The organism is Mesorhizobium sp. BAC0120 (assembly GCF_033542235.1).
GTDB lineage: Bacteria > Pseudomonadota > Alphaproteobacteria > Rhizobiales > Rhizobiaceae > JAWRCU01.
This window is the reverse complement of the sequence record NZ_JAWRCU010000027.1, coordinates 33,255-58,600: the sequence shown is the minus strand read 5'-3', so window position 1 is coordinate 58,600 and position 25,346 is coordinate 33,255. Positions and strand designations below refer to the sequence as shown.

Sequence of the window (25,346 nt, the reverse complement as noted above, 5' to 3'; positions counted from 1 at the left end):
AACCCTCCAGGTTCAGGTGGATGCGATCCGACGATCGGCGCCAATGGCCGGGTGGCCACCCGGCCATTGGCGTCCCTTGCGAGACCCGTCTTCGTACACAATTTCCAATGCAAGGTGGATCGGCGCGTAGCGCCGAGACGGATGAGGGGTACTCCAGTAAGCGCCCACCTAATGCGGAAATGAATATTTATGCACGATCGCCCAGATCGCCCTGTTCGTTTGTCCTATCTTCTCAACTGATTCGGTTATTCTCTTCATCTCGCTATCGTCAAGATGCTCTATCTTTCCATATTTGATGGAATCCTTGGAATCGAATATTTGCATCAATTGCGTGCTGGCGCGAGTGCCGGTTTCGTCGAATGAATAGATGCAGTGGCTGTATTTGTTTCTGAGCTTCGCCTGCCGGGCAAGCTGCTGGGTGACGGAGAGGATTTCCTGGCGGCACGGCGCCGGCGTCTTTGCCAGTTTGGCCAATCTCTCCACAAGATCGAGGCGGGCGCGCGTGGTGTTGAGTGTCAGGAAGATGACGATCGCAGTTTCCTTGTCGGTCCTTGCCAGACCGGCGATCAGGTAAATGAGCAGACTTTCTGTATTGGTCCAAGTATAATTCAGCTGACCTATTGCCAGAAGTATTTCATGAAATCTTTTCATATGCGTCACCGGACGAGAGGTTCCTAAAGCCTTCTGCTTTTAGCTTAGCGCTGCCCTCACCCTTACCCTCTCCCCGTGAAAAACGGGGAGAGGGGATTCTGAGACGTTGCCGCCCCCCTCTCCCCGTTTTTCACGGGGGAAAGGTAAGGGTGAGGGGCAGCGCGGGCGTCAAACGATCTGCAGATGCAGGCGCAGATTGATGCCAGCCTACAGATTCCGGCCGCGGTCGCCTACCGGTTTAATCCGAAAGCGGTAGAGCGATACTCCGCCCGACATAGAATCATAGCGGGGGTACGCACTTAAATTACTAAGCGAATGGCAATAGTTCGTGCCTCTTACGCGGATTATGCGCAAAGAGAGAACTTACAAAGCTCACAACGTTCCCGCACACTTCTGACGTTTCTAAAAAAGAACAGAGGCAACCGGGTTCTATACGATCCGGCGTTGGCAGGTTTAGCGTACCGACGGGTCGAAAACTTGGCTGATTGCTGTTCCCGCGAAGGGAGGTGGTGGCGCGCCTGAACCATTACCGCAAGTCCGGCTGAACGTCCCCGCGTCAGCCGGCGACTCGATCAAGATCACTGAAGCCTAGTTTCGCACACAGCTCATGACCGCGTGACAGAAGAGTGCGGTTCAGCTGTCGCGGACTTGAAACCGAGGAAACGACTATGAGCAGCAAGAACAGCTACTTGTATCCGTGGAACGACCCATCCCAGGATCAGAGCCAAAACCAGGATGAACATCAGGGTCAGAAGCAGCACGAGAACCAGGCCCAGAAGGAATATCAGGGCCAGCACGAGAACCAGGGCCAGGACCAGCATCAGGAGAGCGTCTCTTACAACCTGAATGGGAACGGCAATGGCAATTTGAATGGCAATGGCAATTTGAATGCCAACCTGAACGGCAATCACAACAGCAACGAGAACTCCAACAAGACCACCGTCGACGTCGACAGCAAGACCAATGTCGACGTGAAGGTCGATCTCGGCCTGGATGGCTTCAAGCCGACGGACAATGATTTCGTCGACATCAGCCATTCGACCGTCAACGGCCTGGCCGCCGTGAATTTCGAGGACATTCTGAACGGCTCGCTCAATGGCGAAGGCAATGATGTCGCGAACGTCTTCAGCCAGAACGCTATCATGTCGGACGACGACACGCTGTCAGGCGTCTCGAACAACGGCACGCTGAACCAGAACGGCAACGCAACGGGTGGCACTGCCCACTCGTCCGACGGCATCGATGCCGGCGGCAATGGCGGCAATGGCGGCGACGATGCTTATGCCAATGGCGGCCATGGCGGCAATGGCGGCAACGCCTTCGGAGGCATCGCGGTCGGCGGCTTCTCCGCCGGCGGACACGCCACAAGTGGGCCGGCCGCGGCAAGCGGTGGCATCGGCGGCGCGGCAACCGGCGGGGCTGCTACCGGCGGCCAGGGCTTCAGCGGCCCGGGCACAGGCGGCGCAGCTACGGGCGGTGCCGGCGGCGCGGGCGGTGCTGGCCTCGGGCTGGGTCTCGGCCTCGGCGCGGGCCTCGGCCTTGGAGCCGGTGTCGGCGGCGATGGCGGCAATGGCGGGCACACCGGTGACGGCGGCAATGGCGGCAACAGTGGCAATACCGGCGCCACGGGCGACGGCGGCAATGGCGAAGAAGGCGGCAATGGCGGCCACGGCGGCGATTCTGTTGCCGGCGACGGCGTCGACGCATTCCTGGCAGGTATCCCGATCCTGAACATTGGCGGCGACTCCGGTGATGCCGGCGACGGCGGCAATGGTGCCCATGGTGGCGACGGCGGCGATAGCGGGTATAGCGGTGACAGCGGCGCCGGCGGCGCCGGTGGCAACAGCGGCAACGGTGGCGCCGGTGCGGCCGGCGGCGACGGTCTTGGCCTCGGCCTCGGAGCCGGCAAGGGCCTCGGCCTCGGCGCGGGCCAGGGCGGTGACGGCGGCGACGGCGGCAATGCTGCCGGCGGAGCCGGAACCAGCGGCGACGGGACCGGCGGAGACGCATATGGCGGCAAGGCGATCGGCGGCGACGGCCATGGCGGCATCGCACTGAGCGGCGCCTGGGCCGGTGATTCCGCAGGCGGAGACGCCCATGTCGGCGATGCCCTCGGCGGCCTCGGCGCAGCCGGCGGCAATGGCGGCACCGCCTATACCGGCGACGGTGGCGCCGGCGACGCAGGCATCTGGGGTTCCAACAACGGTCACGACGGCTTCGTAGAAGGACTGTCGCAGGCGACGGCCGATGCCACGATCGACACGAACGCGTTCAACCAGCAGATCGTCATGGGTGCCAACCTGCAGGGCAACACCATCGATATGACGGTCGTCGGTGGTGACTACAACGTGACGGACGGCAGCGTCGACCATCATAGCTGATCTCAGGCTGGCGCATCGGACCGAACCGAAGGGAGCGCCTCGGCGAAAGGCGCAGCCGTTTTCGGCAATGCGATGTGCAGACAAAGAGATGGAGCGGCGTGACCGTCCAAGTTGAGGGCACGCCGCCAGAGCCCGAAAAAAGCGGACTGCGCGGGATCCCGCGCAGTCCCGGAAAAAGAAACAGAACGTTCGGGGTGGGGCCGCGCCGCGAACGCACCAGGGAGGCCGCCCTTGTTACTCGACAAGCTCACCCAGACCATTGCGCATTTCATCGGCCTGTTCGAGACCACGCTGGAAGAGGCTCGACTGAGAGGCGAGTACAACGAATTCACGGCGCATCAAGAGCCCCGTAAGGACCCGGCTGACCTTCCGCACAAACCAGTAGAGCTGAAGGCGGTTTACGAGCTCGTCGACTTCAAGCCCAACGTCCCGTATCTGCCGGCCGAGCCGGACCTGGTCGGGCTGCAGTCGGCACCTTATGTCGGCCTCCAGCCGCCGGTAGTCCCCGATATCCCGCAGCAGATTTCTACCCACGCGATAGCGCTGCCGCATATGCCGGCAATGCACGTGTTGGGATCGGCGCATGCAGTCCAGCCGCTCATCACTCCGCCGGGCTCGGTGGCGGTCTTCATCAACCAGGGCATCCAGCTGTCAGACGATGACAATGTCAGCGTCGGCAACCACGGCCTGACATTTCACCCGACGACAGATGTGGTGACCCCGCTGGATGAGCTTATGACAGCAGCCATGCGGCTTTCGCCGATCGCGGATACCGGGGTTCCGGGTTCGGACGACGAGATCGTGAGCTTCATCAAGAATGTGCCCAAGGAGTTCGCTTCATTCGATGAACCAGTCGACAATGCGAAGATCTCGGTCATCCAGGGCGACGCGCTCGAGGAGAGCCCCATTGTAAACGGCAAACCGGCTGACCAGGCGCCAAAGCTCGATGACCACCTCCCGAAGCAGCAGGTTGGAGCAGATGATGGCCTCCAGTCGACGCCCATTTCGAACCACGACGCCAGCGGCGAGTTCGCGAAAGGCGGAGGGCATTTTTCCGTAACCGCCTCCCTCGACCTGCATACGGGGCAGAACACGCTCGTCAATAACGCGGGGATCGTCAACGACTGGCTGGAACCCAGGGTCACTGCGGTTGTCGGCGATCATGTCGAGCTCAACGCCATCATCCAGATCAACGCCATGAGTGACGTCGACGCGATCGGCCAAAGCGTCAATGGCTGGTCGCTCGGCGCCAGCAAGCCGTCGGAAGCGTTCAACATCGCGATGTTCAAGCGCCTCGATCCTTCGGCCGGCCACGCAGCATCGAAGGACACGGCTCATGATTTCCCGAAGGCGTGGGCTGTCACCGAGATCAAGGGCGACCTGCTCATCATGAACTGGCTAAATCAGTTCTCTTTCATGTCGGACAACGACGTCTCCATCCTGTCCGCCTCGGGCAACAAGACCTCGGTGATCACCGGCGAAAATACGTCGTTCAACGACACATTCCTGAACGAGCTTGGCCGCAACTACGATCTCGTCGTCGTGGGCGGCAACATCTACGACGCAAACATCATCAAGCAGATGAACGTCCTCCTGGACGACGATCTCGTCGGCGCCGTCAAAGGCTTCGAGACCACGGGCGAAGCTTCGCTCTCGACCCATGGCAATCTGCTCTGGAACCAGGCCAGCATCCTCAATGTCGGGGGCGCGAACCGCTTCGAGGCGCTGCCTCAGTCCTATGTCGATGCAGCCGAGCACCTGAAGAACGGCAACAAGCACGCTTCGGCCGACGTACTCCACGACCAGGCCTTTGCGGGCCTGGCCGGCCTTCGCGTGCTCTACATCTCGGGCGACATGGTCAATCTGCAATATATGAGCCAGACGAACGTGCTCGGCGACAGCGATCAGGTCGCCGTGGCCATGGACGCGCTCGCTCCCCATCCCGAAGCGAACTGGACGATTTCCACGGGCTCGAATGCGCTGGTGAACTTTGCCTCCATCCTCGACGTCGATGCGCTGGGAAAAACCTATGTCGGGGGAGACCACTACTCTGACGAGCTGCTGGTCCAGGCGGATTTCATCTCGACCAGGCCAGATCTCGGTGGCCACAACCCGGATATCCTGGTCAACGAGGCGGTGGCGTTTCTGGACGACGACATGCTCCATCCGGGCAACGCTCACAATCAGCATCCATCCGGCCATTCCAATCACGCACCCGCATCCGACGCGATGCATGCGGACCCCATGCACAGCATGCTTGCCTGAACCGGAACGGGGTAGACGACGATGGCCGAAAACCGCGACCACTCCTGGGCAGCGGCAGAGAACGAAGCCAATGGGAGCGACCTCGAAGGGGACAAGCTCGACGAGGGCGGCCTTGAGGCTAGCCGGCGTGGCAGAGGTTCTGGACGACCTCGCGCAATGCATTCATCGGAGCCGGCAAGCGATGGCGTCTTGAACGCCGTCCTTCGGCGCGCTGACAAAGACGACCATTCGCTCAAAGAGCTCGAGCAAGCGATCGATCAGCTATCGGCCGCGACGTCTCCGGGCCCGCCTCCACAGCCGGCTCATGAAGTGAAGGCCGGCCCGGCAGCGAGATGGACGCCGGTCGTCATTGACGCTGAGCGCGGTCCGGCTCCGGACATCAGGCAAGGCCACGGGGCGGAGCGGGCCGACGGCACGAACGCGGGTCATCGTCCTGCCGAAACGCCTCAAGCGGCTCGACAGGCAGCAGAACGACCGCCCGAGCCGAAGCCCGAGCTGCGCCTTGCCGAGGCTCCCTCGCCCGTCGAACCCGTCTCGCCGGCCAAGGCAGAAATGAAAGACAAGCCCGCGCCCGCAGGCATGGTGGTCATCGAGGGCGATCGGGGACCGATCAAGGCGAAAGAGCAGCTTCCAGACCATGGCGGGTCCTCCGGCGGCGGCAAGGGCGGACCGGGCCGCGGCGGTGGTGGCGGCGGCGACGGGGTGTTCCACAAGCGCCTTGGCCCCGTCGACTTCGCCGCCAGCCTCAAGGCGGGTGTCAAGGCGGTCAGGCAGAACCTGCTGATCGTCCTGCTTTTCACGATCGTGGCGAACATCCTGGTGCTGGCGATCCCCGTCTATCTCTTTCAGATATCGGACCGCGTCCTTACCAGCCGGTCGATAGACACGCTGGTCATGCTCACCATCATCATCGTCGGCGCGGTCGTTCTGCAGGCTGCGTTCGATGCGATCCGTCGCGTGATCCTCATGCGCACCGCGGTCGAGGTGGCCGCCCAGCTCGGCGCGCCCATCCTGAGCGCGGCGGCCCGCGCTTCCCTTCACAGCAACGGACGCGAGTACCAGACATTGGGAGATTTGCAGCAGCTGCGCTCGTTCCTCGTGTCGGGCACGCTGCTCGCCTTCCTGGATGTACCGATCGTCCCGCTCTTCCTCGTCGCGGTGTTCCTGATCCATCCGCATCTCGGTTCGATCGTCGTGACCTCCTCCATCCTTCTTCTCATCGTCACGATCCTCAACCAGCGCGCGACCGAAGAACCATTCGGCGAGGCGAACAGCCACCAGTCCAAGGCCAATCTTCATCTCGATTCGATGACGCGCAACTCGCAGATCATCAACGCGCTGGCGATGATACCTGAGGCGGTGCGCATCTGGGGAAAGGATACCGCCAGCTCCTTGCGGGCGCAGGTGACCGCGCAGGAACGCAACATCCTCTTTGCCACGCTGTCGAAAGCGGTGAGGCTCCTCACCCAGGTCACCATGCTCGGATGGGGCGCCCATCTCGCTCTCGAAGGCGCGCTGACGGGCGGCATGGTGATCGCAGCCTCCATCATCGCCGGCCGTGCGCTCGGGCCGATCGAGGGCGCGATCGAAGGCTGGCACCACGTCGTGCAGTCGCGGGCGGCCTATTCGCGGATCGCCGCCCTTCTGCAAGCGTCCCCCCTCAATTTCGAGCGGCTCAAGCTTCCCCGCCCGGAGGGCCGGCTCGATGTCGAGCGGCTTCTCTATGTGCCGCAGGGAACCAAGCGCGTCGTGCTCAACGGCATAAGCTTCGCGCTGGAGCCGGGCGATTCGCTCGCCATCATCGGCAATTCCGGTGCGGGCAAGACGACGCTCGGCAAGATGCTGGTCGGATCGATCCTGCCGACCTCCGGCAACGTTCGGCTCGACCTCATGGACCTGCGCAACTGGGACCAGCGCCAGTTCGGCGAGAACATCGGCTACCTGCCGCAGGACGTCCAGCTCTTCCCGGGAACGATCAAGGCCAATATCGCCCGTATGCGCGAGGACGCCAAAGACGCCGACATCTACGAGGCGGCAAAGCTCGCGGACGTTCACGAGATGATCGCCTCGCTTCCGCACGGATATGAAACGATGGTGGCGGCGGACGGCTCGCCGCTTTCGGGAGGGCAGAAGCAGCGGATTGCGCTGGCGCGCGCATTCTTCGGCAATCCGCGCATGGTCGTCCTCGACGAGCCCAACTCCAATCTCGACAGCGCAGGCGACGTGGCGCTGGCCCAATCTCTCAAGCACGCAAAAGAAAACAAGATCACCATGATCACCATCACCCAGCGGCCATCGCTTCTGAGAAGCGTGGACAAGATCCTCCTGCTCGTGAACGGCACCGTCGCGCTGTTTGGCATGCGCCAGGATGTCGTGCAGGCATTGACGGCGCGCGGCTTGAGCCTGGACGGCGGAGCCTTCGGCTACACTCCGGTGAAATAGATGACGACCGACATCGCCAAGGTCCATGACATCGAATGGTTCGCCGAAGTTCCCCGTTCGATCTGGAAACACACGCTGGTCGGCCTGCTGCTCATGGCAGGGGCTTTGGGCGGCTTCAGCGCCTGGGCTTTTCTTGCGCCGCTGGCCGCGGCCGTGATCGCGCCGGGAAGCTTCGTCGCGACCGGCCAGAACAAGATCGTGCAGCATCTCGAGGGCGGGATCATCAAGGAGATCCTGGCCAATGAAGGCGATCACGTGAAAGCCGGTGAGCCGCTGCTCAGGCTGGACGAAACCGCGGCGCGCGCCAATGAGCGGGAGCTCTTCCTGCGGCGCGCCAGGCTCGAGACAACCGTCGCCCGGGTCAATGCCGAGGTGGCGGGCGCCGACAAGATCACGTTTCCAGATACCGTCGAGAAGAACCGAAACGATCCGGATATCGTCTCGATCGTGCAAAGCCAGAACCTCAATTTCGAAGCCTGGCGAACCAAGCTCGGCAGCGAAATCGGACTGCTCGTGCAGAATATCGAAAGCTTCCGTTTCCGCTCGGAAGGCTACCGGCGTCAGCTTGAGGCCGTGCGGCAGCAGCTGTCGCTTTTGCAGGAAGAATATGAGGGCAAGAGGTCTCTTCTCGACAAGGGCCTGATCCGCAGGACCGAGATAAAGTCCATTCAGCGCGCGATGGCGGACGCGGAAGGCCAGATCGGGCAGCTATCCGCCGAGATCGCCGAGACGGGCGCGCAGATCACCAAGCAGGAACAGCAGATCGCCCAGACCAGGGACACCTACCGGCAAACCGCGCTCGACGAGCTGCAGAACGTCGAAGGCGAGCTCGACGCGGTGCGCGAGAAGTCACGAGAGGCCGAGAGTGTGCTTCGCCGCGCAACGATCGATGCTCCCGTATCCGGCACCGTCGTGCGCATGTATTACCACACGCCCGGCGGCGTCATCGAAAGCGGCAAGAGTATCCTGGAGATCCTACCTGCCGACGTGCCCCTCATCATCGAGGCGCAGGTATCGCGCACCGACATAGACGACGTGAAGGTCGGCCAGACGGCATCAGTCAGGCTGACCGCGCTCAGCCAGCGCACCACGCCGGTGCTGACCGGCAAGGTCTTCTACGTCTCCGCCGACGCGCTTCGCGACACCTCGATCACGGCATCGCTCACCGGCCCTCATGAAGTCTACCTGGCCCGCATCAGTCTCGCTCCCAGCGAATTGGCCAGAGTGCCGGGATTTGCCCCGACGCCGGGTATGCCGGCCGAAGTGCTGATTGAGACCGCGGAACGGAGCTTCTTCGACTATCTGACGAAGCCGATCCGGGACAGCATGGCGCGTGCGTTCATGGAGCATTGATGGGAGGGTGGCAGGCGCTGCCCTCAGGTCCACAACGAGGGGAAGTGCTGCAGGCGGGACTGACCGCGAGGCTGACGACCGCCGCGGATGATACCGGCGATGATACGGTTTGACCGTTGGCGCTGCCCCTCATCGCCCTGCCGGGCACTTCTCCCCGTAAACGGGGAGAAGGACGCCGGCCTTTTTTTTCGGCGCTGTTCTGGAACGCTGGCGATTGGCGAAATCAAAGCGGCAGTCCTCCTTCTCCCCGTTTACGGGGAGAAGATGCCGGCAGGCAGATGAGGGGCAGCGCCAACGGTTAAATATTTGGGGCCATTGGTATAATCCCTTCCTCGGTGCAAATGGCTTTTGCAAGATGAAGGGCGCCGTCACGTAAAATCAGAAGGCTTCAGCGCTTCTTCATCGCCTCCGCGAGCGCTGCACCAAACGAGCCCTGCGATTGCGCCCGGTCCGCCTTGGCCTGAGCATGCCGACTTGCGCCTTGCTTCCGATTGTCGTCACGCGGCCCCGGCTTTCCCGCCGCAGCTGCGCCCGCATCCTTGCGCATCGACAGGCCGATCCGCTTTCGCGGGATGTCGACATCGACGACGCGAACCTTCACGACGTCGCCGGCCTTCACCACCTCATGCGCGTCCTTCACGAAGCGATCCGCCAGTTGCGAGACGTGCACGAGGCCGTCCTGGTGCACGCCGATGTCGACGAAGGCGCCGAAGGCGGCAACGTTCGTGACCGTGCCTTCGAGCAGCATGCCCGGCTTCAGGTCCTTTATGTCGTCGACCCCTTCCGCAAAAGTGGCTGTCCTGAACTCCGGGCGCGGGTCACGGCCGGGCTTCTCCAGTTCTGCGATGATGTCGCGCACCGTCGGCAGCCCGAAGCGCTCGTCGACGAACACGCGTGGATCGAGGGCTTTGAGTTTTGCGCTGTCGCCCATCAGCGAGCGCACGTCGCGCCCGCAGGCGGCGACGATCTTCTTGGCCACGCCATAGGCTTCCGGATGCACGGACGAAGCATCCAGCGGCTCCGCGCCATTGGGGATGCGCAGGAAGCCGGCGCACTGCTCGAAAGCACGCGGCCCGAGCCGCGCGACCTTGAGCAGCTCCTTGCGGCTCGGGAACGGTCCGTTGGCGTTGCGGTGCGCCACGATCGCTTCCGCCAGCGAGGCGCCGAGCCCGGAGACACGGGCGAGCAGCGAGGCAGAGGCCGTGTTGAGGTCGACGCCGACCGCGTTCACCGCATCCTCCACCACCGCATCGAGCGAGCGGGCGAGCCGGTGCTGATCGACATCGTGCTGGTACTGCCCGACGCCGATCGACTTCGGCTCGATCTTGACCAGTTCGGCGAGCGGATCCTGGAGCCGGCGCGCGATCGACACAGCGCCGCGCAGCGAGACGTCGAGATCGGGAAACTCGGCCGCCGCCGCCTCCGAGGCCGAGTAGACCGACGCCCCCGCCTCGCTCACGATCACCTTGATCGGCTTCGGCGGCGGCATGTCGGAGAGCATTTCGGCCACAAGCTTCTCCGTTTCGCGGCTGCCGGTGCCATTGCCGATGGCGACCAGCTCGACCTGATGCCGGCGGATAAGGCTGGCAAGCTCGGCCTGGGTGCCCCGCACGTCGTTCTTGGGCGGGAACGGATAGACGGTCGTCGTCGCGACCAGCTTGCCCGTGCCGTCCACCACGGCGACCTTCACGCCCGTCCTGATGCCGGGATCGAGCCCCATCGTCGCGCGCGAGCCGGCGGGTGCTGCGAGCAGCAGGTCCTTGAGGTTGCGGGCGAAGACGTGGATCGCCTCTTCCTCGGCCCGCTCGCGGAGGTCGCGCATCAGGTCGAGGGAAAGATGCAGCGACAGCTTCACGCGCCAAGTCCATCCGACCACTTCCGACAGCCATCGATCGCCCGGAAGATCCCGGCCGATCGCATAGGCCTGCGCGATCATGCGCTCGACCGGCTTCACCGGCGAGGTGTCATCGGCATCGACCTCGATATCGAGCGACAGCACGTCCTCGTTGCGGCCGCGCAGCATCGCCAGCGCCCTGTGGCTCGGCACGCCGGACCAGCGCTCGGAATGCTCGAAATAGTCGGAGAATTTCGCGCCGGCCTCCTGCTTGCCGTCGACGACGCGCGAGCGCAGGAAGGCGCGCTCCTTCATGTAGGCGCGCAGGCGGCCGACCAGCTCGGCATTTTCCGCAAACTGCTCCGACAGGATGTCGCGCGCCCCCTCGAGCGCCGCCTTCACGTCCGGCACGGCGTCGGTGATATAGGCAGCGGCCACTTCGGCCGGCACGGCCGCGCGGTTGGCCAGGATTGCCTCGGCGAGCGGCCCCAACCCGCGTTCGCGCGCAATCTCTGCCTTTGTCCGCCGCTTCGGCTTGTAAGGGAGATAGATGTCTTCCAGTTCCGCCTTGGTCGCCGCGGCGGCGATCTTGCCCTCCAGCTCATCGGTCAGCTTGCCCTGTTCGCGGATAGAGGCCACGATCGTCTCGCGCCGCTGCTGGAGCTCGCGGAGATAGGCAAGCCGCTCCGCGAGCTGGCGCAGCTGCGTATCGTCGAGGCCGCCGGTCACCTCCTTGCGGTAGCGCGCCACAAACGGCACCGTGGCCCCCTCGTCGAGCAGCGCCACGGCGGCTGCCACCTGCTGCGGTCTTGCGCCGATTTCCGAAGCGATGATCGAAGCCAGCCGGCCAATCTCTGCGGTGTCGTGTTTTTTATCGCTCATTCACTGCTCGTCCGATTTGGTGGGCGCGCACCATATTGGAGACCGGATGGGTTCGCCATGCCTTTGGGCGGACGGGGGTGCTTCTCTCCACAAGGTGATGTTCAATTGGCAGGCGCGGCAGCTCGCGTTGCCACTGCCGCTCGGAGCCTTCTACCCTCAGTTGGCGCCGCCCCTCACCCTCACCCTCTCCCCGTGAAAAACGGGGAGAGGGGATTCTGAGACGTTGCCGCCCCCTCTCTCCGTCCTTACGGGGAGAGGGTAAGGGTGAGGGGCAGCGCCAGCGCCAAACGAGTTGCTGCACACACCTAGGCAGCGAACTTTCAACCAAATCTCGTCACCAGCCCCCTGAGAAGCTTCGCTTCACGCAGCTGATCGAAACCTGTGTTGATATCCTCCAGGCTGAACTCGCTGGTCAGCAATCTGTCCACGGGCAGAAGGCCACGTTGGAAGAGCCGGATGTATCTGGGAATGTCGCGGGACGGCACGCAGGAGCCGAGATAGCTGCCGCGGATGGCCTTTTCGTCCGCTACAAGGCCGACGGCAGGGATCGGCAAAACGGTGGTCGGCGGCGGAAGCCCCGCCGTCACGAGCGTGCCGCCGCGCCGGATGATGCGATAGCCGAGCTGCAGCGCCGGCAGGGAGCCGGCGAACTCCAGGGCATGATCGAGGCCGCCATTCGTTGCGTCGCGGACCTCGTCGACATCCTCGCCGGCTAAGAAGACGTCGGTCGCACCGAGCTCGCGCGCCCATTGCAGCTTGGGTTCGGAAATGTCGATTGCGACGATCCGCTCGGCCCCGGCCGCCCGTGCACCGAGCAGGGCCGCCATGCCGACGCCGCCAAGTCCGATGATCGCAACGGTGTCGCCGGCGCGAATATGCGCGCTGTTCAGGACGGCGCCGACACCAGTGAGCACTGCGCAACCGAAGAGGGCCGCGAATTTGAGGTCGAGCTCGCGATCGATCTTCACCAGGGACTGACGCGCCACGGTCGCATATTGCGCAAAGGCCGAGACGCCGAGGTGATGGTTGAGATGATTTTGGTCGCAGCCACACGAGCTCAGCCGACGCGCGCCGGAAAGCAGCGCGCCCCGGCCATTGGCCGCGGCCCCGGGGCGACACAATGCGGGCCGCCCTTCGCAACAGTATTCGCAGGTGCCGCAGCTTGGGACGAAAACGCAGACCACATGGTCGCCGACAACCAGATCGGTGACACCCGGGCCAAGTTCCTCCACCACGCCGGCTGCCTCGTGGCCGAGCACCATGGGGAGCGGACGCGGACGACTACCGTCGATGACGGAAAGATCCGAATGGCAAAGGCCTGCCGCGACGATGCGCACGAGAACTTCGCCCTGACCGGGTCCCGCGAGCTCGACCTGCCGGACCTTCAGCGGCTTGCTTTGCGAATATGGTGCGGGCAGTTCCGACTCTTCGAGAACGGCGGCACGAATTTCCATGGCAGTTCCTCTACTCGGCCGTCCAGCCGCCATCCACCCGCAGCGCGCTGCCCGTCGCCAGCGCCGAGGCGTCCGAGGCAAGGTAGATCACCGCGCCCGTGACATCCTCCACGCCTCCCAGGCTGCCAAGCTTTATCTTGGACAGGACGGCGCCCCTGAATCCGAAATCGCGAAAGTACGGCTCCGTCAAGGGGAGTTTTGTGAAGGTGGGGCAGGTTGAAATCTGCTCGGCGCGGCTGGAATTACTGCTGCAGGCCGGTGATCATTGCGATGATTTCGTTCTTGTCGGTCTCAACAGTCTTGCGGACGCCGATCTGCTTGCCGCGCCTCAACACGCAGATGCGGTCGGCGAGCCTGAACACCTGATCGAGGCTGTGGCTGATGATCAATATGCCGATCCTGCGCTGCTTCAGTGACAGCACGATCTCCTCCACCTTGGCGGTTTCGGCTACGCCAAGCGCCGCCGTCGGCTCGTCGAGCAGGATAAGCTTGCTCGCCCAGTGCGTGGCGCGGGCAATAGCGACGCCCTGACGCTGGCCGCCGGAGAGATCGCGAATGGTGGCGTGGGCGGAAGGGATCCGGACATCGAGATCCTTCAGCAGCTTCTCGGTCTCGTCGATCATTTTGCGGCGATCGAGCAGACCGAAGCGGTTGACGGGCTCACGACCGAGGAAGAGGTTCATATAGACCGTCTGCTGGTCGGCAAGTGCCAGATCCTGATAGACGACCTCGATGCCGTGGGCGCGCGCCATCGTGGCGCTCGACATCGCCACTTCCCTGCCCTCGATAATGATCCTTCCCGAGGTCGGCGCATGCACGCCTGACACGATCTTGACGAGGGTCGATTTGCCGGCTCCGTTGTCGCCGACCAGCGCCACGATCTCGCCCGGGAACACCTCCAGGGCAAAATTCTCGATCGCAGTCACGCCGCCGAAATTCTTGCGGACCTGCTCGAGCTTGAGAACAGGGTCTTGCCGGTTGACGCTCGCTTCCATAGCGCTGCTTTCTAGACTGGCCATGCCGCGGCGTCGCCGAAGCCGTTCTCGATGGTCTCCACCTCAGGCTTTCCCTTCGAGATGCCGGAAACGCCGACGACGAAAGCGCGCGTGACGAATGCCTGCCCGCGGAAGCCGAAGACGGCGCTGTCGCCCGGCTTCGGGGCCTTGGCGCCGCCGGCATCGATCATTGCGTAATAGTCGATCGCCGAAGGCGGCGGCACCTCGACGCTTCTCAGCGCGCTCTCCGCAACGGTAGGCTCGGCACCGACGATCGCCTTCACCTCATAGTCGGGAAAGACGGGGTCGATATAGAAGCCGCCGCCGAGGCAAAAGGCCTTGCCGCCCGCAAGATGCGACACCTCGGTGAGGTAAAGGACGGCCGGAAGCTCCGGCAGGTCCTCCACCGCGTGCAGGGGTGTCGTGCCGTGCAGGCCGTTGCCCGGCTCGCACTGCGTCGCGCCGGCTTCGGCGAGTGCTTTCAGCGTGATGCTGGACGTCGTTCCCGGAGCATTCACCTCGATATCACGGCGGCCTGTTTTGGCGAGCGCCTCCGCGGACTTGGCAAGGGTCATCAGATTGTGCGTCGGAACCACCTTCCTGGCAGCATGGTCGTAGAGCAGCGCCGGGAAAGTGGTGATCCCCGCGAAGCGGCCGCCATCGGTCGAATCGAGCCGATCCGCCACCTGAACAATGTCGGCCGCATCGAAGCCGCCTTCATGACCACGGTAGAACGTGTCTCCTTCCGTGACGATGCGCGCCAGGAGGTTCTGCACATAGCCGGCCGCCTTCGCGCCGGCGGCCGCCTCTTCGGCCTTCGTCATGTTGAAGACGGTCCAGTAGTCGGGCCTGAAGGCCTTGGCCGCGGGCGCTGCCTCGAATTTCGCGACCTGCTGCAGATGGCCGAGGTGGCCAAGCTTCAGGCCGGCACGATGGGTCGCGCGGGCGCAAGCCATGTCGACCGCGACGGCGCGGTCGATGCCGCCGCGCTTCACTGCCCGGCAGAACGAGCTCGAGCGGCCGACCTGCTTGGTCATGGCGAAGATCTTCATGCCGAGCCTGTCGGCCTCGTTCCTGAGAAGGCGCGCATTGTGCTCGACCGCATCGAGATCGAGCACGTAGGACCTGGCGGGAATGCGGCCTTCCTGATGCAGGCGCATGGCCGCCTCGATGAAGGCCGGGTTGCGGCGGCGCAGGGCGTCGAGGAACATCTTATCTCTCCTCAGCGGTATTTTTCACGCAGCGACACGGCAACAGCCGCAAGTATGATGAGGCCGCGCACGATCATCTGGTCGGAGACGGACAGGCCCATCAGGATCAAGCCGTTGTTCAGCATGCCCATCATCAGCGAGCCGACCAGCGCGCCGACGATCGATCCCTTGCCGCCGTTGAGCAGCGTGCCACCGACGATGACCGCCGCGATCACGGTCATCAGGTCGGTTTCTCCGAGCGTATATTTTGCTGCTTGCAGGCGGCCTGCATAGAGCAGGCCGGCGAGACCGGCGAGGCCGCCGCTGATCGTCAGCACCGCCAGCCGGATCTTCGAGACGCTGATGCCGGAAACGCTCGCCGCGCGTCTGTTGTCGCCGGTCGCGAGCACATGGGCGCCGAACCGCGTCTCCCGGTAGACGATATGTGCCAGCGCAATCGCAATCACGGTCCACCAGATCAGCGAGGGCACGCCAAGCAATGATCCCGATCCGAAGAAGCCGGTGAAGACCGTGTCCGTCACCGGGATCGAGCGCAGATCAGTCATCGACCGCGATACGCCCGCAAACAGCCCCATGGTAGCGAGCGTGACCAGGAACGACGGCAGCCGCACATAGGCGACAAGCGCGCCGTTGACGAGGCCGATGAGAAGCCCGGCGCCCAGACCGGCAATCACGCCCGCAACCAGGCCGTACTGGCTGAGAGTGACGGCCGCTGCGAGCGCTGAGACCGCGACGATGGAGCCGACGGAAAGATCGATCTCGCCGGCCGACATGACGAATACCAGCCCAATCGCCATGATCGTCACCGGCGTCGTCTGCAGCACGATGTTGGAGAGGTTGCGGACGGTCAGGAACCCGCTGTCCCTGAGCATGATCGCAAAGAACAGGAAGATCGCCAGGAAGCCGAGATAGACGACATATCTCTGCAGGTCGAACCGGCCGACATATTTCCCAACTGCGTTGACTGAACTGGCGTCGGACACGCTTTTCAATCCTCCCGAGCTCGCTTGCCCGCAGATCCCTACTTCATCGCCTCGGCGACTGTCGCAGGAACATCCGTGTTGAGCGACTTCTTCCAGCCTTCCTTCACCGTATCCTTGGTCACCGCAATGGAATCGACCACGAGGAAAGGCTCTGCCTTCTTGCCGATCAGCGAGGCAGCCGTCGCGCGGGCAAGCGTGACGCCGATATTGTAGGCCTCGTCCGCCACGAGCGCGGCGACATTGCCGCCCTTCACCATGTCGAGTGCTGCGGGCTCGTTGAGATCGAGGGTCACGATCCTAGTGTGGTCGTTGCCCGCAGCCCTCAGCGCGGCAAGGACGCTCAGCGCCGGCTCCGCCCAGGTGACATAAATGCCGTCGAGGTCGGGATGCTGGGTGACCATGGCTTGCGCGATTTCCTCGCTGCGGGCGGGATCGGCCATACCGGCCTCGGCCACGATCTTCATATCCGGATAATCCTGCTCGATCGTCTTCTTGAAGGCGCCGTCGCGCTGATTGGTCACGTAGAAATCGGCGTCATGAAAGATGTAGCCGACCTTGCCTTGCTTGCCGAGCGCGTCGGCCATGGCGATGCCGGCCTTGTTGCCCATCTGGAACAGGTCGTCGGAGACGATCGTCACATAGTCCTTATCATGGACGTAGCCGGCGGGGGAGTTGTCGACAAAGCCGAGCTTCACGCCGGCATGGCGCGCCGGATCATAGACCGTTGCCGCGGTCGCCGGATCCACCGGCAGCGACAGGATCATGGATGGTTTCTTGGCAAGCACCGTCTCGACGTCGGACTTCTGCCGGGCGGCATCGAACCCCGCGTCGGTCTGGGCGACGACCGTGACGCCGAGCCGCTCGAGTTCGTCCTGAGCGCCCCGGTTCACCGCGTTGGTATACTCGCTCATCTCATGCCAGACCAGCGCTGCAGTGAACTTGCCGTCCTTGATCTGCTGCACCTCGGCGTCCGTCAGGACGAGCGTGCCGGCAGGCGTCGGCTTCTCGCCGTTCGGGCCGGTGGTGGCCCCTTCCGCTGCGAACGCATTCGCGGCGAACATGAAGGCCGTGGTCATCGCGAAAGCCATTGTCGATCTGCGCATCGCAGTTCCTCCTGTTACTCATTGTAGAGCAGCTCCGGAGACGAATCCGTCTCCGGAGCTCTCGTTTCACTTTGCTGCGTCGAGGACCGATTGCGGGGCTTCGCGATTGAGCGAATCCTTCCACCCCTGCCTGACATTCTCTTTGGTGACGGTGAGCGCCGGGGCAACGATGAAGGGCGGCGTCTGCTGTCCTTCAAGCGCCTTGACACCGGCGGCAGCCATGGCTCGGCCGAGTTCATAGGCCTTGTCGGCGACCAGCGCCTGGACATTGCCGCCCTTGACCATATCGAGGGCAACCGGCTCGGCCAGGTCGAGCGTGACGATCTTGGTCTTGGTGTTGCCGCTCGAGCGCAGTGCCGAGAGCACGCCGTCGGCCGGCTCGGCCCAGGTGACGTAGATGCCGTCGAGATCGGGATGCTGCACGAGCATGGCGCTGGCCAGTTCCTCCGCACGCGCCGGGTCGGTGATCCCCTGCTCGGCAACGATCTTGATGTCCGGATAGTCCTTCTCGATCGTCTTCTTGAAGGCCTGGTCGCGCTGGTTGGTCACGTAATAATTGGCGTCGTGGAAGATGTAGCCGACATTGCCTTTGCCGTTGATGCCCTTGGCGAGAGCATCGGCCGCCTGCTTGCCCATCTGGAAGAGGTCGTCGGTGACGATCGCGGCGTAGTCGGTGCCGTGCTTGTAGCCGCTCGGCAGGTTGGACAGGAAAACGAGCTTCGTGCCGTCCTTCACAGCCTGGCGGAACGCCTCGGCCGAGGTAACCGGATCGAGCGGCAGCGACAGGATGACATTGGGCTTGGCCGCGAGCGCCGTCTCGATGTCGCTGCGCTGGCGCGCGGCGTCGAAACCGGCATCGGTGGTGATGGTGACCTCGATGCCTGCCCGCGCGAATTCATCCTTGGCGCCGGCGGTGACGGCGTTCGTGAAGTCGGACGAGGTGTGCCAAAGCAGCGCGGCCTTGTAGCCCTTGTCCTTCACTGCGGAGATGTCGGCATCGCTCAGCGTGACCTCGGCGCTTGGCGTGGCGCTCTCCCCGCTTGGGCCGACGGTTTGCGCAATCGCAGCGCACACATTGAGCAGCAGGGTGCCGGCGAGAGCCGGAACAAGCAATCTTTTCCTCAGCATGGTGTCATTCCCCTTTTGTTGATGTTTCAGGCTCGAGTTCATTCGCTCACACCGCAATAGCCGGCGATGAAGGAAGCGAAGCCGACGATCCCGGCGAAATACTCCTCGATGTCGACATGCTCGTCATAGGTATGGCAATTGCGGATATCGCCGGGAGCACAATAGACGGCGGGAATCCCGAGCCGGTTGACCAAGAATGGCACTTCCGACCAGAACGGCGCGCCTTCGATCGAGCCGCGGCCTGCCATCGCTTCCGCCATCGCGGCTGATAGCATACTGACTTCCGAGCTCTGTGCGTCGATTTCTGCCGCGGTGCCGCCCAGCGCATGGTCGCGGCCGGCAGGGTAAGAGATTTCTACACTGATTTCTGGATCGACAATCGCACCTCGCACTGCCTTCTCGATCTCGGCCGCAGCAGCGTCGAGCGACTCTCCAGGCAGCAGCTTGCGGATGAGCGACAGGGTGCAGCGTTCGGGAACGGCGATGTATCCGCCGCCGGAAATTCCTGTGATCAGCAAGAAACTGCGGCCGACCAGCGAGTGTTCGGCGCGACGCGCAATCTCGTCCGAATGCTTCCACAACGCGCTCATCACCGAGTGCCCTGCGCGCAGTGCATCCTTGCCGAGCTCGGGCACGCCGAAATAGGCGGATTTCCCCGTGATCACGATGTCGGCGATGAAGAAGCCGATCTGTGCCGGATATATTGAAAGCCGCGTCGGCTCGACATAGACGGCGAAGTCTGGCCTGGCGATCTCACCAGTCTCGATCCTGCCGACGAATTCCTTGATGCCGGCCGAAACGCCGGTTCCCGGCTGGCCGCTCTCCTCGTCGCCCACGAAGGCGAAGGACAGGTCGCCCGCCAGACGAATGCCGGCCCTGTCCAGAAGGGAAACAGCGGCCAGGGATGCCGCGATGCCGGCCTTGAGGTCGCCCGCGCCGCGGCCCCAAACCGCCCCGTCGATCATCGGCGCGCCGAATGGGTCTTCTCGTGCGGTGCCGGCCCAATGCTCACGCCAGCCCTCGACATGGACTGTGTCGGTATGACCGATGAACAAGAGCCGCTTGCCGCTGCCCGCCCCTTTCTTCTCGCCCCAGACATTTGGACGGCCTGGCAGGAACTCGGCTGTCTTCACATCGCTCAAGCCGAGCGCGCGCATCTCGCTTTGGAGATAGCCGACGAAGTTCGCCTCGTTGCCGGTGATGCTTTCGTGGCCGATTGCCCCACGCCAGAGCGCGAGCGCGGCGTCGCGATCCAGCGCATCCCATAAGCGGGCGACGAGGTCGTTGGTGCGGCTCACAGGACGGCCTCCCGCAGCGGCCCGGCATTGACTGGCGGCAGCGAGATGCGGCCTTCCGGCGCGTCGACGCCGAAAAGCGTGTTGTGCAGCTGGCTGAGGCCGATCGCTGCCGCTCCTATGATCGTTGCATGCGAGCCGAGCTCGCTTGCCTCGACGGTCACCGGATAGGGAAAGCACTCAGGGAGCAGCGCCCGTACACGGGCAAGTATCTCGGGCCGTAGGCCGATCGAACCCCCGAGGATTACCTTCTCGGGGTTGGCTATCGCCGCAAGCGCAGCAATGCCCTGGGTGAGATGGCGGGCCGTATCGTCAAGCACTTTCAGCGCGGCCTTTTCGCCAGCCGCCGCATTTTCGAAGATTTCCGGCACGCTGGCGCGCCTCCCGGAGATCCTCGCGTAGCGCTCGGTGATTGCGTGGGTTGCAACGGCACGCTCGAAAGCACCGACGCGAAGCGACTCCGGATCGTAAGCATCGGCCCCGATCGGAAGAAAGCCCAGCTCGCCGGCTGCATTGCTCGCACCGCGTACTAGTTGCCCTCCAACCATGAGCCCGCCGCCAATGCCTGTTCCAAGCGCGATATAGGCGAGATTGTCGATCCCCTGCCCTTGCCCCAGCCAATGTTCGCCGAGCGCGGCCAGATTGACGTCGTTCTCGATCAGCACACCGAAGCCGAAGGCGCGTGTAAACGCGCCGACCACGTCCATCTGGTCGAAATCGGCAATGTTGGGCGCAAGCAGCACGCGGCCGGTGTTCTGGTCCGGAGCGCCGGGAACGCCGATGACGGCGAGACGGATCTTCCTTCGCGAAATCCGTTGGCGTGCCGCAGCCTGGAATGCGAGGGCGACGATCTGGTCAACGACGAACTTCCCGCCGCGAGGGTCGGTCGGCGCCGTTTCCTCGGCAAAGATCTGACAGGCGAGATCGGTCAGGGCGACACGGACCTTTGTGCCGCCGAGGTCTACCGCGACAATATGGGCCGCATCGTAGACGAGCTCATAGGTCACGGCCGTCCGTCCGACATGGCCGCTTGTGCGCCCGGTTTCCTGGACCCAGCCCTCCTGCTCCAGCGCCCTGACTATTTCGGAGATCGTCTGTTTGGAAAGGCCGGTCTGTTTGGCGATCGAGGCGCGCGATATCGGGCCGCCCTGTACGATCGCCTCCATCACCGACCGTTGAGAGAATTGCCGCGACAGACGCGGAAGGTCACCCACTTTCGACCCCATTAATTCGTTCTGGCACCGAACTTATTCGCGTTGAACCGAGATGTCAACGAAATGGGCGAGACTCTGCGTCGATGAAGCGTTCGGCCAAAGTGCGATAGAATTTAAGAGCGACTGAGGCACTTGAAACATCCTCCCCTTGTCGCCAGATCAACGTTGCGGACCGGGCCCCTCTGGCTGTCGCGCAGGCGATAGTGATGTCGGACCGTATCATAGGCCCGCGTTTCGAACTGCATGCGGGCTTGTCTCTTGGTTCAATTCGGAGATTCCGCATGACATCCTCCCTTCTTGGTTTGGTTTGCCCCTCTTGCCGGGTGGCGCTGGTGATGAGTGATCGCCAGGGCATCGAGATCGACTACTGCCCCCAATGCCGCGGCGTCTGGCTGGACAGAGGCGAACTCGACAAGATCATCGAGCGCAGCACCAGGGACGTAGCAGCGCAGGCGCCGCAGCTACAGCCGAGACGCGACCATGATGACGACTACGCGCGATCCCACGGTCACGGTTATCGCAAGCGGAGAAAATCGTTTCTGGAAGAGCTCTTCGACTGATCCGAAGCTCACGAGTGCCGGCGGCATGAGCGATGCCGCTTGCACGTCTCCCTAAGCTGACAGCGAACTGCGCAGGGTTGCGCCGACCGATGTCCCTACCCGATCAGACCGTGAAAGAACTGACTGGAAGGACGTCCGGGAAAGAGTGTGCGCATGGCAAGCTCGGGGTCGAGCCGGAGGCTCTCGGCCGCCACCGCGGCAATCAGCTGGTCCAAATCGAGCGTCGGCTTGAGATCACGGCCCTCGTAAAGTGAGCGTTGGTCGAGTCCCGGCCAGTCGGTCAAGACTCGGCCACCCCGCACGGCTCCGCCAAGCACAATGGCCGCGGAGGCCGTGCCGTGATCGGTGCCGCCCGTGCCATTCGCGGCGACGGTCCGGCCGAATTCGGTCGCGACCAGCACCGTGGTCTGCTGCCAGACGTCCCCCAGCCCGTCGCGCAGCGCGCCAACCATGGTATCCAGCGCCTTCAGCTGATTGGCGAGCCGGTTGTTCTGTGCGCTATGCGTGTCCCACCCGCCTGTCTCGATCATTGCGATGCGCGGGCCATCCGCCCGGCCGAGAAAGCTCGCGGCCGTTCTGCCGATACTTGCCGGATCTCGCTGCGCCTGGGCCCGGTCGGCCAGGCCACGCGCTTCCATGGCAGCGCTCCAGAGCGGATGGAGTTTGGCATCGGCTTCATAGAGATGACCCACACGCATCAAAAGATCGTCGGGTGCCTCGGGAAGCTCCGACGGCGCGTAGGAAGTCACTTCAGCCGGGCCACGCAGCGCGAGCGGTATCGTGGGTGCAAACGCGATCGCCTCTGCGCGCGATTTCGGGAGCAGCCCCACGAGCCGGTTCAGCCAGCCATCCTTCACCTGGTAGGGACCGGAGCCTCCCGTTTCGAGCACATTCTGCCCGTCAAAATGCGAGCGTTCGCGGTAAGGCGAGGCGACGGCGTGGACGAAAAGTGCCTGCTTCTCAGTATAGAGCCTGGAGATTTCGCCGAGCGATGGGTGGAGCGCGAAAGTTCCGTCGAGCTTGAGGGCGGTCGAGGGATCGATCGCGAGTTCGCTCCGCAGCGTGCGATAGGCCGAGTCATTATAGGGAATGACCGTGTTCAGTCCATCGGCCGCACCGCGCTGGATGATGAAGACAAAACGACGCTCGGTCTCCACATTGGCAAAGACAATGCCGGGCGACACCAGCATTGCCCCGGCACCGAGGGCTGCGAAGCGCAGGAATTGGCGACGGTGAATCATCGATCATCTCCTTTGGAACTCTGGAGAAACCAGCAGCAGCGCGAGGCCGGTCCGTGCGGAATCGGCGCGATCGATCTCGCCGGCCGTGGGCTCGCTCAGCGAATCGGGAAACAGCTTTCGTGCAAGCTCGCGCGGATCGACGTCGCTGGGCGACGTCGCAGCAATCCGCTCTGCCACCTCCACCCTTCTCACCAACGCGTCCGGCGCGGCCCAGCTGGCGGCGGTATCGTCATAGCCGGCTGGCGAGCCAGGGCGCCAGACTGGCTGGCCGAGCTGATTGAGAAGAGGCGCCACGTTGATGCCGTCCAGATCGCGGCGCCCGATGCCGCGCAGGGCGGAGATCGTCCAGTCCCAAGGTGTCTTGAATTTCGCCGGCTGAGATGTCCACGCCTCGGGCAAATCGATCAGGGCTCGGTAGACCGAAGGAAGATCGCCGCCGGTATCGCTGAAAGTGGTGCTCAGCCGCTCGACGACAGGCTGCAGCGGCGTGTCGGCCACGAAATGGCGCGCGAGCTTTGTGCCGATGTGGTTCGCCGTGGCCGGGTGAGTGGCAAGGTCCTGAAGGACGGACTCCGCCTGGCCTTCGCCAGGCTGACTGTAGGTCTTGCCCAATATCCTTCGTGATCCGGGCTCGTGCAGCGCCGGCCGGAATACGAACACACCCGGCGCGTGGTTCGGCACAGCCTCGCCGATCCGGCCCGTGGACCATCCGGTGAGGGCCAGCGCAAACTCGGTCACATCGCTTTGGTTATAGCCGGAACGGGCACCAAGCGTGTGCAGCTCCATGATCTCGCGTGCGAGGTTCTCGTTGATCCCAAGCTTCCGCCGCGTGTCGCCGGCCTCGGCACGTTGCGCGGCCTGGCTGTTCGGACCGATCGAGCCAACCCGATCGAGGAAAAAGAGCATTGCGGGGTGGTGCTCGACCGCCAGCAGCATGTCGTTGAAGCGGCCGAGCACAAATGGGCGTATCGCCTCCCTTTCGAAGGCTCCCGCCAGCGCCGTCACCCGCGGCTTGTTTGCGGAAACGGCGAAATGATTGGACCAGAAATACACCAGGCGTTCCATGAACGGGGTATTCGTGTCGAGCGCGGCAAGCGCTCGCGCCTCGACCTCGGCCCGGTAAAGCGCCTGTATCTCCTCACGAAGCGCCTTGCGGGCCTCAAGGTTGTCGGCTTTGTCGCTGCCCAGCAGCTTCTGCAATTCGGCAGCATATTGGGTGGCGATCTCCGGGGAACTCCGGGTGGTATCGAAGGCAGCCGGTTTCGCCCCAAGCCTTTCGATCTGGTCGAGCACCGATCGCTTGGGGTCGGCCGGCGGAGCTTCGTCCGGACGAGCGCCAAGCCCGAACCGGTCGAGAGCGATCGTCGCGGCGGTGACCGTCGTTTTGCCTACCATTTCCGTCTCCGCTCCTCATGCATCCGAAAGGACAGGAGTTGAACGTGAGAGGAAAGCTGATCCGTCGCGGCTAGTCAGAATTTCTTGCGGGCGTTCGGCGCAGCATGCTTGCGCGCTGCCTCAATGCTTCGACGAGAGTCTGGCGCTCTGCAGGAGAAAGTGTTTCGGCAAAGTCGACGACCGCCTGCTCGAGCCGGCTGCGCAGCGCCATATCTGCGTTTCTGATCTTCACGAGTTCGGCGTCGATGGCGCCCTTGTCCAACCGGTCCTGCGACAGAAGGCGGGCGAGATCGTCGCGGCTCGCACGTGCCGTCTCCAGATCGGATATCGAAGCGCGGCGGGCGTCGCCCAGCGCCTGCAGGAAGGCTCGTCTTTGCGCCAAGGGAAGATCTGCGGCAACAAATCTGAGAGCGCCCTGATTTTGCGCAGTCCTCGAGCGATCCATGGCGTACCACATGAAGCCCCCACCGGCTGCCGCTCCGACTATAAAGACGTTGATGGCGAGGGAAACGGCGAGAAGGATGTTGCGTAACCTGTCGCTCATCTATTCGTCCAGTTCATAGGAGATGTCGTCGAAGGCGGTGACCACATGCGCGCCGTCATTGTATTCCGCCGCGTCAGGCGCGCGGAAAATGCCGATCATCAGCGCACCCGCCAGCGCGCCGGCTATGCCGAGGCCCGCAATCGCCGCGCCCTGCCACCACAGTCGCGCATGCTGCCATATGGCCCGCGCCGCGGGTGCGGACGAGATGATGCGTTGGCCGAGCGCGCTGTCGGGCGCCGCAACGATATGACGGTCGAGCATGCCGTCCAACTGAGTTGCCTCCGCGAGCGCCACCTGTGCCTCCGCCGGATGGCTCTTCATGAAACCTAGCGCGGCCTCCTGGGTGCCCTGTGGCCACCGGCGGGGCTCGGCTCCATAGGTTTTCGTGAGCTTGCGGAATTGGTCGGGTGTCATC

General features: G+C 63.5%; 20 protein-coding genes. 5 read left to right on the top strand and 15 right to left on the bottom strand.

The features are described from left to right. Positions 1–168 precede the first annotated feature (168 nt). Complete coding sequence (locus tag SAZ10_RS31735; RefSeq protein ID WP_318613521.1) at positions 169–651, bottom strand: hypothetical protein; 483 nt, start codon at positions 649–651, stop codon at positions 169–171. A gap of 668 nt (positions 652–1,319) precedes the next feature. Between SAZ10_RS31735 and SAZ10_RS31730 the strand changes: the two genes are divergently transcribed. The 4 genes from SAZ10_RS31730 (at position 1,320) to SAZ10_RS31715 (ending at position 9,092) form a co-directional block, all read left to right on the top strand. Continuing rightward, positions 1,320–3,032 carry a hypothetical protein gene (locus tag SAZ10_RS31730; protein WP_318613520.1) on the top strand — a complete coding sequence of 571 codons (1,713 nt, stop codon included), beginning with the start codon at positions 1,320–1,322 and terminating at the stop codon, positions 3,030–3,032. Positions 3,033–3,263: 231 nt separating this feature from the next. Then, positions 3,264–5,297, top strand: coding sequence for a type I secretion protein (locus SAZ10_RS31725; RefSeq protein WP_318613519.1), 2,034 nt, complete (start codon positions 3,264–3,266; stop codon positions 5,295–5,297). Positions 5,298–5,453: 156 nt separating this feature from the next. Continuing rightward, entirely contained in the window at positions 5,454–7,739 is a 2,286-nt protein-coding gene (locus SAZ10_RS31720; RefSeq protein ID WP_412535336.1) for a type I secretion system permease/ATPase, read from the top strand. Next, on the top strand, positions 7,740–9,092 hold the full coding sequence (locus SAZ10_RS31715; RefSeq protein WP_318613517.1) for an HlyD family type I secretion periplasmic adaptor subunit: 1,353 nt from the start codon (positions 7,740–7,742) through the stop codon (positions 9,090–9,092). A 388-nt stretch (positions 9,093–9,480) separates the two neighbouring features. Here SAZ10_RS31715 and SAZ10_RS31710 read toward each other — a convergent pair whose 3' ends face one another. From SAZ10_RS31710 to SAZ10_RS31665, 10 genes are all read right to left on the bottom strand, one after another. Beyond that, positions 9,481–11,808, bottom strand: coding sequence for a Tex family protein (locus SAZ10_RS31710; RefSeq protein ID WP_318613516.1), 2,328 nt, complete (start codon positions 11,806–11,808; stop codon positions 9,481–9,483). A 320-nt stretch (positions 11,809–12,128) separates the two neighbouring features. After that, on the bottom strand, positions 12,129–13,262 hold the full coding sequence (locus tag SAZ10_RS31705; RefSeq protein ID WP_318613515.1) for a zinc-dependent alcohol dehydrogenase family protein: 1,134 nt from the start codon (positions 13,260–13,262) through the stop codon (positions 12,129–12,131). A gap of 10 nt (positions 13,263–13,272) precedes the next feature. After that, the gene (locus SAZ10_RS31700) at positions 13,273–13,485 is read right to left on the bottom strand and encodes an SDR family oxidoreductase (RefSeq protein ID WP_318613523.1); all 213 of its coding nucleotides are present in this window, start codon (positions 13,483–13,485) and stop codon (positions 13,273–13,275) included. Positions 13,486–13,504: 19 nt separating this feature from the next. Then, complete coding sequence (locus SAZ10_RS31695) at positions 13,505–14,281, bottom strand: ATP-binding cassette domain-containing protein (RefSeq protein WP_318613514.1); 777 nt, start codon at positions 14,279–14,281, stop codon at positions 13,505–13,507. Then, entirely contained in the window at positions 14,269–15,468 is a 1,200-nt protein-coding gene (locus SAZ10_RS31690) for an alanine racemase (RefSeq protein ID WP_318613513.1), read from the bottom strand. The genes SAZ10_RS31695 and SAZ10_RS31690 overlap by 13 nt, the downstream gene beginning before the upstream one ends. Before the next feature lie 11 nt (positions 15,469–15,479). After that, positions 15,480–16,451 (bottom strand): ABC transporter permease, encoded by a 972-nt coding sequence (locus SAZ10_RS31685; RefSeq protein WP_318613512.1) that lies wholly within the window; start codon positions 16,449–16,451, stop codon positions 15,480–15,482. A 38-nt stretch (positions 16,452–16,489) separates the two neighbouring features. Beyond that, positions 16,490–17,554 carry a substrate-binding domain-containing protein gene (locus tag SAZ10_RS31680; protein WP_318613511.1) on the bottom strand — a complete coding sequence of 355 codons (1,065 nt, stop codon included), beginning with the start codon at positions 17,552–17,554 and terminating at the stop codon, positions 16,490–16,492. Between the two features lie 66 nt (positions 17,555–17,620). Then, on the bottom strand, positions 17,621–18,682 hold the full coding sequence (locus SAZ10_RS31675; protein WP_318613510.1) for a substrate-binding domain-containing protein: 1,062 nt from the start codon (positions 18,680–18,682) through the stop codon (positions 17,621–17,623). A gap of 38 nt (positions 18,683–18,720) precedes the next feature. Further along, positions 18,721–19,980: a M20 family metallopeptidase gene (locus SAZ10_RS31670; protein ID WP_318613509.1), complete on the bottom strand. Its 1,260-nt coding sequence runs from the start codon at positions 19,978–19,980 to the stop codon at positions 18,721–18,723. Further along, positions 19,977–21,191 (bottom strand): ROK family transcriptional regulator, encoded by a 1,215-nt coding sequence (locus SAZ10_RS31665; RefSeq protein WP_318613508.1) that lies wholly within the window; start codon positions 21,189–21,191, stop codon positions 19,977–19,979. The genes SAZ10_RS31670 and SAZ10_RS31665 overlap by 4 nt, the downstream gene beginning before the upstream one ends. Positions 21,192–21,472: 281 nt before the next feature. Between SAZ10_RS31665 and SAZ10_RS31660 the strand changes: the two genes are divergently transcribed. Next, a complete protein-coding gene (locus SAZ10_RS31660; protein WP_318613507.1) occupies positions 21,473–21,751 on the top strand; it encodes a zf-TFIIB domain-containing protein in 279 nt (92 codons plus the stop codon). A 95-nt stretch (positions 21,752–21,846) separates the two neighbouring features. Here SAZ10_RS31660 and SAZ10_RS31655 read toward each other — a convergent pair whose 3' ends face one another. The 4 genes from SAZ10_RS31655 to SAZ10_RS31640 form a co-directional block, all read right to left on the bottom strand. Beyond that, positions 21,847–22,992: a DUF1501 domain-containing protein gene (locus SAZ10_RS31655; RefSeq protein ID WP_318613506.1), complete on the bottom strand. Its 1,146-nt coding sequence runs from the start codon at positions 22,990–22,992 to the stop codon at positions 21,847–21,849. Between the two features lie 3 nt (positions 22,993–22,995). Beyond that, positions 22,996–24,387, bottom strand: coding sequence for a DUF1800 domain-containing protein (locus tag SAZ10_RS31650; RefSeq protein ID WP_318613505.1), 1,392 nt, complete (start codon positions 24,385–24,387; stop codon positions 22,996–22,998). A gap of 70 nt (positions 24,388–24,457) precedes the next feature. Next, on the bottom strand, positions 24,458–24,931 hold the full coding sequence (locus SAZ10_RS31645) for a periplasmic heavy metal sensor (protein WP_318613504.1): 474 nt from the start codon (positions 24,929–24,931) through the stop codon (positions 24,458–24,460). After that, the gene (locus SAZ10_RS31640; RefSeq protein WP_318613503.1) at positions 24,932–25,345 is read right to left on the bottom strand and encodes a hypothetical protein; all 414 of its coding nucleotides are present in this window, start codon (positions 25,343–25,345) and stop codon (positions 24,932–24,934) included. Position 25,346 lies beyond the last annotated feature (1 nt).

Bases quoted from the DNA above. Each gene is read 5' to 3' on its own strand.
- SAZ10_RS31730 (WP_318613520.1), top strand. From the start codon at position 1,320: ATGAGCAGCAAGAACAGCTACTTGTATCCGTGGAACGACCCATCCCAG.
- SAZ10_RS31715 (WP_318613517.1), top strand. From the start codon at position 7,740: ATGACGACCGACATCGCCAAGGTCCATGACATCGAATGGTTCGCCGAA.
- SAZ10_RS31720 (WP_412535336.1), top strand. From the start codon at position 5,454: ATGCATTCATCGGAGCCGGCAAGCGATGGCGTCTTGAACGCCGTCCTT.
- SAZ10_RS31690 (WP_318613513.1), bottom strand. From the start codon at position 15,468: ATGTTCCTCGACGCCCTGCGCCGCCGCAACCCGGCCTTCATCGAGGCG.
- SAZ10_RS31680 (WP_318613511.1), bottom strand. From the start codon at position 17,554: ATGCGCAGATCGACAATGGCTTTCGCGATGACCACGGCCTTCATGTTC.
- SAZ10_RS31675 (WP_318613510.1), bottom strand. From the start codon at position 18,682: ATGCTGAGGAAAAGATTGCTTGTTCCGGCTCTCGCCGGCACCCTGCTG.
- SAZ10_RS31645 (WP_318613504.1), bottom strand. From the start codon at position 24,931: ATGAGCGACAGGTTACGCAACATCCTTCTCGCCGTTTCCCTCGCCATC.
- SAZ10_RS31655 (WP_318613506.1), bottom strand. From the start codon at position 22,992: ATGATTCACCGTCGCCAATTCCTGCGCTTCGCAGCCCTCGGTGCCGGG.
- SAZ10_RS31650 (WP_318613505.1), bottom strand. From the start codon at position 24,387: ATGGTAGGCAAAACGACGGTCACCGCCGCGACGATCGCTCTCGACCGG.
- SAZ10_RS31695 (WP_318613514.1), bottom strand. From the start codon at position 14,281: ATGGCCAGTCTAGAAAGCAGCGCTATGGAAGCGAGCGTCAACCGGCAA.
- SAZ10_RS31710 (WP_318613516.1), bottom strand. From the start codon at position 11,808: ATGAGCGATAAAAAACACGACACCGCAGAGATTGGCCGGCTGGCTTCG.
- SAZ10_RS31705 (WP_318613515.1), bottom strand. From the start codon at position 13,262: ATGGAAATTCGTGCCGCCGTTCTCGAAGAGTCGGAACTGCCCGCACCA.
- SAZ10_RS31660 (WP_318613507.1), top strand. From the start codon at position 21,473: ATGACATCCTCCCTTCTTGGTTTGGTTTGCCCCTCTTGCCGGGTGGCG.
- SAZ10_RS31640 (WP_318613503.1), bottom strand. From the start codon at position 25,345: ATGACACCCGACCAATTCCGCAAGCTCACGAAAACCTATGGAGCCGAG.
- SAZ10_RS31735 (WP_318613521.1), bottom strand. From the start codon at position 651: ATGAAAAGATTTCATGAAATACTTCTGGCAATAGGTCAGCTGAATTAT.